General features: G+C 65.8%; 9 protein-coding genes (1 of these 9 cut by a window edge). 5 read left to right on the top strand and 4 right to left on the bottom strand.

Features of this window, described 5'->3' with window-relative positions:
• Positions 1-611, top strand: the 3' portion of a protein-coding gene (lysA, locus tag VF168_13400) for a diaminopimelate decarboxylase (protein HEX7005175.1). Its footprint begins 583 nt before the window's first position; 611 of the gene's 1,194 nt are visible here — the last part of the coding sequence; its start codon lies off the left edge, out of view; it ends in the stop codon at positions 609-611.
• A 1-nt stretch (position 612) separates the two neighbouring features.
• On the opposite strand, the gene VF168_13395 is transcribed toward lysA, so the two are convergent.
• On the bottom strand, positions 613-2,073 hold the full coding sequence (locus VF168_13395) for an aminotransferase class III-fold pyridoxal phosphate-dependent enzyme (protein HEX7005174.1): 1,461 nt from the start codon (positions 2,071-2,073) through the stop codon (positions 613-615).
• 2 nt (positions 2,074-2,075) lie between these two features.
• Positions 2,076-2,705 carry a hypothetical protein gene (locus VF168_13390; GenBank protein ID HEX7005173.1) on the bottom strand — a complete coding sequence of 210 codons (630 nt, stop codon included), beginning with the start codon at positions 2,703-2,705 and terminating at the stop codon, positions 2,076-2,078.
• A gap of 259 nt (positions 2,706-2,964) precedes the next feature.
• Between VF168_13390 and VF168_13385 the strand changes: the two genes are divergently transcribed.
• The 3 genes from VF168_13385 to VF168_13375 all read left to right on the top strand — a co-directional run bounded on the left by VF168_13385 (position 2,965) and on the right by VF168_13375 (position 6,968).
• Positions 2,965-4,707 (top strand): ABC transporter substrate-binding protein, encoded by a 1,743-nt coding sequence (locus tag VF168_13385; GenBank protein ID HEX7005172.1) that lies wholly within the window; start codon positions 2,965-2,967, stop codon positions 4,705-4,707.
• Positions 4,708-4,899: 192 nt separating this feature from the next.
• Positions 4,900-5,928: an ABC transporter permease gene (locus VF168_13380; GenBank protein HEX7005171.1), complete on the top strand. Its 1,029-nt coding sequence runs from the start codon at positions 4,900-4,902 to the stop codon at positions 5,926-5,928.
• Complete coding sequence (locus tag VF168_13375) at positions 5,928-6,968, top strand: ABC transporter permease (GenBank protein HEX7005170.1); 1,041 nt, start codon at positions 5,928-5,930, stop codon at positions 6,966-6,968. Before VF168_13380 ends, VF168_13375 begins: the two co-directional genes overlap by 1 nt.
• A 47-nt stretch (positions 6,969-7,015) precedes the next feature.
• On the opposite strand, the gene VF168_13370 is transcribed toward VF168_13375, so the two are convergent.
• Together VF168_13370 and VF168_13365 are read right to left on the bottom strand one after the other, a co-directional pair.
• Positions 7,016-7,582, bottom strand: a complete 567-nt coding sequence (locus VF168_13370; protein HEX7005169.1) for a c-type cytochrome — start codon at positions 7,580-7,582, stop codon at positions 7,016-7,018.
• Between the two features lie 23 nt (positions 7,583-7,605).
• Entirely contained in the window at positions 7,606-8,325 is a 720-nt protein-coding gene (locus VF168_13365; GenBank protein HEX7005168.1) for an ABC transporter permease, read from the bottom strand.
• Positions 8,326-8,481: 156 nt separating this feature from the next.
• Between VF168_13365 and VF168_13360 the strand changes: the two genes are divergently transcribed.
• Positions 8,482-9,720 (top strand): methyltransferase domain-containing protein, encoded by a 1,239-nt coding sequence (locus VF168_13360; GenBank protein HEX7005167.1) that lies wholly within the window; start codon positions 8,482-8,484, stop codon positions 9,718-9,720.
• Positions 9,721-9,741: the final 21 nt, after the last annotated feature.

Genomic DNA, 9,741 nt, shown 5'->3' with positions numbered 1-9,741 from the left:
TCTCCTCCGTCGACGCCTACAGGCTCCTGGGCGACCTGTGCTCCGAACTGCGTGACGAGTTCCCGGACGCCGACCTCCTCGATCTCGGAGGCGGCTACGCGGTACCCGGTTTCCCCCTGGCCGAGTTCGCCGAGTTCGCGACCGCGCTGGCCGAGAACCTCGGGCTCGAGTTGCTGCTGGAACCCGGTCGCTACCTGGTCGCCGACGCTGGTGTCCTGCTGACATCGGTCCGGCATCTGAAGGCGGGTCCGGTGCGGCACGTCATCGTGGACGCCGGCATGGCCGACCTCTTGCGCCCGGCGCTCTACGGAGCCGCCCATCCCGTGCGCCGCCTGGGTGATGGCGGATCCGACACTCACGCCCGCACCGCGGACCTGGATGGCCCCCTCTGCGAGAACGCCGACCGCCTCGCGGCGGCGATCTCGCTGCCGGTCGATCTGAAGCCGGGAGACCTGCTGGTGGTGGGGGAGACAGGAGCCTACGGCATGGCTATGGCATCCAACTACGCCTCCAGCCTCCGTCCGGCGGAAGCGATCTTCGACGGGGACGAGCTTCGGCTCGTGCGGTCCCGCGAGACGGTCGAGGATCTGATGCGTCTGGAGCTCGAGTGAGCTAGGACGTCTGACCGATCAGCTTGAGCAGCCTGCCTATGCTCGAAGGAGGCATCTTGGTCACCATCCGCCAGGGCTGCGGGTTCGCTGCGGCTACCCGTTCGACCCGGCCGAGCATCTCGCCGAGAAGCGGGGCGGGAATGTTGAGAGCGGGTGTGAACCTCACGACTCCCGAGGCGTTCAGGGTGAAGCAGGCATGGATACCGCCCTGGTGGAAAGCGCGCAGCGCCAGGGCGCCTCCGGCGACCGAGATGAGCTCCTTCTGGCCGGGGAGCAGTCTCGGATTGACCACGTTCCGCAGTTCCAGGGCGAAGAGCATGCCAGCCCCCCGCACCTCGGCGATGAAGTCCGGGTAGCGCTGCTGGATGCCGCGTAGCCGCTCGAGCCCCAGCTCACCGTCTGCCCGGGACTTCTCGACAAGCCCCTCCTCGATTATCAACTCGAGGGATCTGATCGCCACGGCGGCCGCGAAGCTGCCGCCGCCGAAGGTGTTCGAGTGTCGCTTGCTGTTGAGCCCTCCCAGCAGCCGTTTCACCAGCCCTTTACGAGCGATGGTGGCACCGATAGGCACGAGGCCCCCGCTCAACGGTTTGGCGAGTGTCACGATGTCGGGCTCGAGACCACCGGCGAGCGAGGCGAACCAGTGTCCGGTGCGCCCCAATCCGCTCTGTATCTCGTCTGCCACGATGGTGATGTCCGAACTCCGGGCGATCTCGCCGACGGCTGACAGGTAGCCGGGCGGGGGAGTGATGACGCCAGCCTCTCCCTGGATCGGTTCGATGAAGATGCCGGCGACGTTCCTGGGCCCTATCTCTCGCAGGGCGGCCTCGAAAGCGTCGATGTCGCCGAACGGCAGAGTCCTCACGTCACCGGGGAACGGTTTGAAGGGACCCTGGTACTCCTCGTTCGGGGTAAGGCTGAGCGCGCCGAAAGTCTTCCCGTGATAGGCCCGGCTGAAGTTGATGATGACGTTCGCCCCCGGCCGGGCGGAACGCACGAACTTCAGGGCAGCCTCCACCGCCTCGGCTCCGCTGTTGGAGAAGAACACCTGCGAGTCGGCGTGAGAGGGGGCCCCTGCGGCCAGCAGCGCCACGAGGTTCGCCTCGAGCGCTGCGCGCCATTCTGAAGCCGATTGCTGAGCGAAGCCCATCGTGCGGCATCGTTCGAAGTAGTCGCGGGCGAAAGCCACGAGCGGCTCGTACGCTTCTCCGAACGGGAGCGCCGAGTAGCCGCCTGCGTGCACCAGGTGCTTGCCCTGCGGGTCTTCGAGTTCCCACGGTGAGAGGACCTTGAACGGCCCGGCGATGCCCAACGCGTCGAGGGTACGGTGGAGGTCGCCGTTTCCGTAGCGCACCTCCAGGTCGACTACCTTGCCGGGGGCGATGCCGGCGAGCACATCTGCCGACGAAACCGGCAACCGCAAGCCCTGGTCGTGTTCCCCTGGCGCGGTGCGGATGTCCACCGTTATTCGACGCTCCGCTCGATGCGGTTCCCTGCGCTGTCGACAACCACGATGGTGGGCTCCGCGAGTGCGACGTTGGAGAACTCGAAGCTGTACTCGGGCGCCGGCGCGAACTGGAGAGGTTGCCCGCCCAGGCGGATCGAGCTCACCTCGGTATTGTCGCGCGCCACCCCGCGTACCCGGTAGCGGCCGCCGCCCAACGCTTCCGCTTCGAGTTCCAGCGATGGCGGGGTGGTGTCGACGGTGAGCACGTAAGGGAGCACGGTGACTCGGCCGGAGGTGTCCTCCACCTCGATGAGGAACTCGGCCTCGCCTTCGCGCTCTGGCCTGCCCTGGAACGCGAACTGGATGAGCGACTTGCCCCTGGCGCCGGCGTTCTCCTCGAACTGCATGAGGTCGGTGCCGTTGACCCTTATGGCAGCGATGCCCTCGTCGTCGAGGGCGTAACCGTAGATCCTCAGTACCTCGGTAGAGCTGGTGGCCCCGCTCTTCGGTTCGGTGATGGCGATCATGGGCGCGAGCGAGTCGGGCCGCGACATGCAGCCGGCCAGCATGGCCAGGAGGGGTAACGTCAGCCACGCCAGCGGCCAGGTGCGGCGCTGGCGACGGGTTCTCTGGGTTCTCATCGGCATCGTTCCAATGGTACCGCAGTCGCTCATCGGGCTCCCCGCGTCCGGCTCGCAGCGCCTCGCCGCCGTGGTCCTTAATCGATTCCGGGTCCGGCGCGTGTCCTGGACGCTGTCTGTTAAACTACGGCAACTGCACCTTAGGGGGAATGGCCTTCCCCATCAGGAAAGGAGGCTCGGAAGGAACTCTTTCGCGGAAGATCTCATGTATCCAGTCTCGAAGTAGCAACTTCCTCGACTTTGTCACCGCTGACTTTGGAGGACAATGAAAAAAGCGATAGCAGCACTGTTCGCGCTCTGCCTGACGGGCCTCGTCCTGGCGCAGTCGCCCGCCGACACGTTCGTTTATCAGACGTACGGCGAGCCGGTTTCGCTCGACCCGATCCGTGCTTACGACACCGGCTCCGGCACCATCATCGAGAACGTCTACGAGACGCTCTACACCTACGATGGAGCTGCGATCGACGAGTTCGTGCCGGCGCTGGCCACCAGCCACACGGTTTCGGAGGACGGCACCACGTACACCTTCCAGCTTCGGGATGGGGTGCAGTTCCACAGTGGCAACACCCTGACCTGCCGCGACGTCGAGTACTCGTTCGAGTACGGACTCGTGACCGCGAACTCGGAAGGTGCGGTCATGTACCTGATGGGCGACCAGCTGGTCGGCACGCAGATGACGGGCGAAGACCCGGCTGCCTACCAGGCCGAGGTGTCGTGGGAAGAGATCGACCAGGCCGCCGAGTGCCCCGAGGGTGACGACGGGCTGGTCTTCGAGCTGAACCTCACACATCCCGACCCCGCCCTCATCGCGATCATCACCTACACGGCCTTCAGCGTCGTCGACAGTCAGTTCGCCATCGAAGGCGGATCGTGGGATGGTACCGAGGCGACCTGGACCGAGTGGATCGGCCGCGATCTCACCCAGGAGTTCCTCCACACCAACATGAGCGGCACCGGCGCTTATCAGCTCCAGGCCTGGAACCAGGGTGAGTCCGTCGTCGTCCAGGCGTTCGAGAACTACTGGGGTGGCGCTCCCGACATCAAGAACGTAGTCGTCGAGTACGTCGACGAGCAGTCCACCAGGATCCTCGCGCTCCAGCAGGGTGACGCCGACCGCATCACCCTCAACGAGCGGGCCGCGCTGGTCCAGCTTCGCGGCGCTCCCGGCGTCGTCGTCCATGAGGACCCCTCCTGGGCGCCTGCGTGCGTGACCGCCGGCTTCTTCAACTTCGACATCAACACTGAGAACAACGAGGACGTAGGCTCCGGGGAGCTCGACGGCAGCGGCATCCCGTCGGACTTCTTCGCCGACGCCAACGTGCGTCTGGCCTTCTCCCACCTGTTCGACCAGCAGGGGTACATCGAGCAGATCTACGACGGTGAGGGCGTCGCGCTGACCATGGGTCTGCCGCCCTCCTTCCTCGGCTACAACGAGGACATCCCGATCCGCACGCTCGACCTGGAGGCCGCCGAGGGTTACTTCCGCAAGGCGTTCGACGGGCAGCTGTGGGAGCAGGGCTTCGAGTTCACCGCGCTCTACAACGCGGGGAACACCCTCCGCCAGACCGTCCTGCAGATCATCGCCGACAACCTCTCGTTCATCAACCCGAACTTCAGGATGAACGTACGCAGTCTGCCGTGGGCCGACTTCCTCACCCGCACTGCCGAACAGAAGGCTCCGATGTTCGTGCTGGGCTGGTGCGCCGACTACGCCGACCCCCGCAACTTCATCAACACCTTCTACGACAACGACGGCTACTACTCGGATCGCACCTCGATCAACGTTCCCTCGATGCAGGAGCTGATCGATCAGGCCGAAGCGATCGTCGATCCGGCCGAACGGGCGTTCCTCTACCGTCAGGTGGGCGTCGAGCATTACGAGACGGCGCCGCTGATCACCATCCCGGCGCAGAGCCCCTTCATCCTCACTACCGACGCGGTGCAGGGCGTCTACTTCAACCCGATGCTCTCGGCCGAGTTCAAGTGGAAGGACATCTCCAAGGAGTAACTCTCCTCCAGATCCGGAAGCAACCGGCGGGCAGGGATCATCCCCTGCCCGCCTTCCTTTCGTCCTGCGGGCGAGGCAGGGTATCCTTGCAAGAATGAGAACTGTTGCAGAAGACGCGCGGCTCGATGAGGACCGCTCGGTTTCGCGGCACCGCCGGCGGTCGAACGGGCCGGCCGGACTGGAGCTGCTGCCTTGCTGATCTTCGTCATCCGCCGCCTCCTCTTCCTCCCCGTCGTGTTCCTGGGAGTCACACTGTTCATCGTCCTGCTGATGCAGCTCCTCACGCCCTATCAGCGTGCCGCGGCTTTCGTCCAGAACGAGCAGCAGGCCAGGAACATACCTGCCATCATCGAGCAGTACGGTCTCACCGACCCCTGGTACATGCAGTACGGGCGCTGGCTCAGTGAACTGCTGCAGGGCAACCTCGGCTACTCCCGCACCACTTCCCAACCGGTCCTCGAGACCATCCAGACGCGGTTCCCGCCCACTCTCGAGCTGGCCCTCTTCGCGATAATGCCCATCATCGGGGTGGGCATCTGGCTGGGAACAGCGGCGGCCCTCAACCGCGACAGGTTCGTAGATCAGCTGACGAGGGTGATTTCCATCGTCGGCTGGTCGCTGCCCACCTTCGTGCTCGGCATCTGGCTTCTGGTCATCTTCTACGGCGGTCTGGGCTGGTTCGAGCCAGGTCGGGTGTCGACACGGTACGTCGTCGAGTTGGCGGGCGGTGGAGGCTTCGACCGCTACACCGGGATGATGACAATAGACGCGCTGCTCAACGGCAGACTCGATGTCTTCTGGGACGCCTTCATGCATCTGGTGTTGCCGGTGATAACCCTTGCGACCGTATCCAGCGCGCAGATCATGCGGGTGATGCGTTCCTCTCTGCTCGAGGTACTCTCCCAGGACTACGTGAGAACGGCGCGGGCGAAGGGCCTCGAGGAGCGCGTGGTCAACAACAAGCACGCGCGCCGCAACGCCCTGATCCCGGTGATCACTCTCTCGGGCTTCGTCCTCATCGGCCTGATCAACGGGGTGGTCGTCACCGAGACCATCTTCAACTATCCGGGCTTGGGGCAGTGGGCGGCGCAAGCAGCCGTCAACCTCGACTATGCTGCCGTTCTCGGATTCGCGGTCTTCACGGCGGTAGCCGTGGTGCTGGCGAACCTCCTCGTCGACCTGCTCTACGGCATCGTCGATCCGCGGATAAGGTACGACTGATGGCCGACACCTACACCGACCGGCAGATCCCGGTAGCGGCGGCCGAACAGGAGCGTGGCCTCCGCGGCTGGTGGCAGTCGAAGACGATGAAGCGGTTCCGTCGCAATCCGCTCGCCCTGACCGGCTTGTTCATCGTCCTGGCGTTCGTCCTGCTCGCGATATTCGGTCCACTCGTCACCGACCTGGGCCGGAACTGCCTGCGCGATCTCGGGCTCTCGAGAGCGACTCAGTACGATTACCGCGATCCGACGGAACCTGCCTTCTGGCGGGTACTGTTCGCCTCGCCGGAGAGCTGCTACGACACCCCGCGCGTCGGCTTCTCGCCGGTGCCCAGGACCGGTGCCGAGAGCGAGACGCTCCTCGGCACGACCAGTGGCGGTTACGACATCTTCTACGGCCTCATCTGGGGCACCCGCACGGCGTTCCGCATCGGGCTGCTGGTCGTGGGCATCTCCCTCGTCGTGGGCCTGATCGTGGGTAGTATCTCGGCCTACTTCGGCGGTTGGGTGGACAACCTGCTGATGCGCTTCACCGACGTGATCATGGCTGTGCCAGCGCTCGTCCTGGCGATGGTGATCGTCATGGTGTTGGGCAAGAGCATCACCAACATCATGATCGCGATCGCCATCGTTTCCTGGCCTAACTACGCCCGCGTGTTGCGCGGGGACATCCTCCGGGTGAAAGAGCAGGATTACGTTCAGGGCGCTCAGGCGCTCGGACGGCGAGGCTTCGGGGTAGTCCGGAAGCACATCCTGCCCAACTCGATCGGTCCTCTGCTGGTCATCGCCTCGCTCGACCTCGGTTCGATCGTGCTGTTGGCGGCCACCCTTTCGTTCCTGGGCCTCGGTACCGACCCGGGTTACGCGGACTGGGGTCAGATGATCTCGTTCGCCAGGGAGTGGATCCTGGGTCCGCCCGGTGAACCGTTGCGCTTCTGGTTCGTCTCGTTCTGGCCGGGCCTTATCATCGTGCTCTTCGTCCTCGGCTGGAACCTGTTGGGAGACGCCTTCCGAGACGTGCTCGACCCGAGGAGTTCCTGAGGTCCAGGTCCAGCAGGTCCTGCCGGTCCAGCGGCATCGTCTCGCTTTCAGCGGCCGTTCAACGCCAGTAGGAACGCGGTGACGGCCGCATACTCTTCTTGACTGAGGGCGCCTGGCCGGTAGCGCGGCATCGCCGCAGAGATGTAGGTCCGCACCGCCTCGGGCGGGGCGTGTGCCGCCAGTGAGCCGACACCCCTCAGGGGCGGTGGTTCCCCCACGTCGAACAGGTCGTGTTGGCGCATCTCGATCTGTCGCAGACTCATGGTCGGGGCGTTGCCCCGCTTGTGACAGCGGCTGCAGTCCCGGTGATCGGGCGGGAACGCCAACTTCGCCTCCTCGAGCCCGAGGCCGGTGGCGCCATGGCAGACGGAACAGTTAGCGGCGAAGAGTGCCGCTCCCACGGGGGCCTCTGCCTCGGCGCGAGCCAGGATGGTTTCAGAGGGCTCGCTGTCTCGCTGGGAGGCCGCGGTTCCGCTCCCGCCGGAGTCGGGGGCCGGTCCACTCCGGCCGTCGACCCGCTCGCCGGGCCCCAGGCCGTTCTGAGCAGCCACGCTCTCGACGGCGACGACGCTCAGTAGTACCAGGCAGAGGAGCAGGAGGATCGCCTTACCCACTCCGGTTGTCCTCGTCCTTCGGATCAGTGGTGGTGCCGGTCCTCGTCCCGCTCGTCTCCTGCGCCCTCCGCCGGCCGCTCCTCGGACGGGGATCCGAATTCGGTCTCGTCATCTGCCGCAGGCACCGAACCGGTGATCCCTTCCTCGGCTGGCGTTGGGTCCAGCGAAGCCGAAGCGTCGGCCTGCCTATCGTCGAACGGCGAGGCGTCCGCGGTCGAGGTGGTGCCGTACCGAGCCCGATCGTCTTCGGGCGCTGGCTCGGGCGGAGTCGCATCGGGTGACGTTTCGCCCACCGGACCGGGATCTTCTGGCGGTTGCGGCTCGCTGAGCGTGTCGGTCGAAGATGCTGGTGGCGAAGGCTGAGGCGGAGCCCATATCTCGCTCGCCGTCGCCCGACCCTCCCCCTCTGAGGGCGCCTCCGTCACCGGAGGTACCGGCCGCGGGGCCGCAGGGGAACTGCTGCTCTGGGTCGTCGAGGTCTTGGCGGCTGCAGCCGACCTGTTCGCCGCGCTCTTCTCACGCTGTTGCTGGATCAGCCGCACGAGAGCGTAGATGATCGCCGCTCCGATGGCTACCGGAACGATGAACCGAAGCAGGCTCCAGATGAGCGCCGCGAAGAACTTGAAGAGTACTCCCACCAGGTCGAAGATCCAGCCGGCCAGCCAGAGCAGGCCGGTCCCGATCAGCAGGGCGATGAGTCCGAAGACCAACAGTTCGACGATTTCCTGGACCGACCGCTTCATGCCGCGAGTATAGCAGGGGCCCCGACTTCTTCCGCTGGCGGAGGGGCCTCGGCGGGCCACCCTACTGATGGGGAGGTCGTCTCGTAATGGGCGAGACCGTGGGGCGGGTGGGAGCGAGGCAACGACGTCCCGGTAGACTGCCTGGCGGGTGGACCTGTGGAGCAGTTGAGGCTCGAGCGGATGGTGCACGGCGGCCTTGCGATCGCCCGATTGCAGGGTGGTCGCGTCGTGCTAGTTCGGGGCGGCGTCCCCGGTGAACTGGTTGCGGCCGAGCCGTACGAGTCCTCCGGTGTGCTGAGGGCAGAGGTCTCGGAGGTCATTGAAGCCAGTGCCGACCGGGTCGAGCGGCCTCGGCATCCCGGCCTCGACTATGGCCACATCGCCTACCATCGACAGCTCGAACTGAAGCGGGAGGTGGTCAGGGACGCCCTCGGACGCGCGCTCTCGGCCCGAGAGCTGCTGCCCCCCGTCTCCGAGGTTACCCCTTCGCCCCGGATCTGGAGTTACCGGAGCGCGATCCAGCCTGCCGTATCTTCCGGCAGGCTCGGCTACCGACTCCCCGGCAGCGACCGCGTCGTCGAACTGGCCCACGACCCCGTGGCGAACGAGGCACTGCAGACCGTCTGGAAGTTGTTGTCGGCGCGGCGCTTGCCCAAGGGCGTGAGGGAGGTCGCTATGCGCGGCAACGACGAAGGCGAGGTACTGCTTGCACTCGTCGCCACCTCTCCGCAGCGCACCCTACTGGAGTTCGCTCACGAACTCGTCAGGGAGGGCGTGACCGGGGTAAGCCATGCTCGCTTCGACGCCCGTGGCCGTTTCAGGGGTGGCAGCTCGCGGCTGGCCGGCGCCAGGCGCATCGATCAACGTTACGGCAGGTTCGACGTCACGGTCACCGTCTCCTCCTTCGCGCAGCCCAATCCTTCGGCCGCGTCCCGGCTCTACCTGCGTCTGTCCGAGATAGCGGGCGCAGGGGACAAGGCGACCGAGCTCTTCGCCGGTTCCGGCATCATCGCCTTCCACCTGGCGGCACGGTTCGGGAGCGTGGCGGCGGTGGAGATCGATCGTGGAAGCGTGCAGAGAGGCGCTGAGGATGCCCGGCGCCTGGGGATCGACAACGTCAGCTTCGTGAGGGCCGACGCGAGAGAGGCGCGATTCGAAAAGGGGTCGGACCTGATCGCAGTAGACCCGCCCAGATCGGGTCTGAGCCGGCAGCTGCGGGAAGAGATCGGCCGCTCCGCAGCCCGCCGTCTGCTCTACGTATCGTGCGACCCGGCCACCTGGGCCCGCGACGTGGCGCACCTCCGTCAGCTGGGTTGGCGGCTGGACCTGGTCGAACCGTTCGACTTCTACCCCCACACCCACCACGTCGAGCTCCTCTCTCACCTCAGTCGTTGAGGGGCCGTAGGGGGGTTATGC

The sequence above is a fragment of the Trueperaceae bacterium genome (assembly GCA_036381595.1).
Classification (GTDB): Bacteria; Deinococcota; Deinococci; order Deinococcales; family Trueperaceae; genus DASVCN01.
Note: the sequence above shows the minus strand (reverse complement) of the source record. Positions and strands in the feature narration are given on the sequence as shown.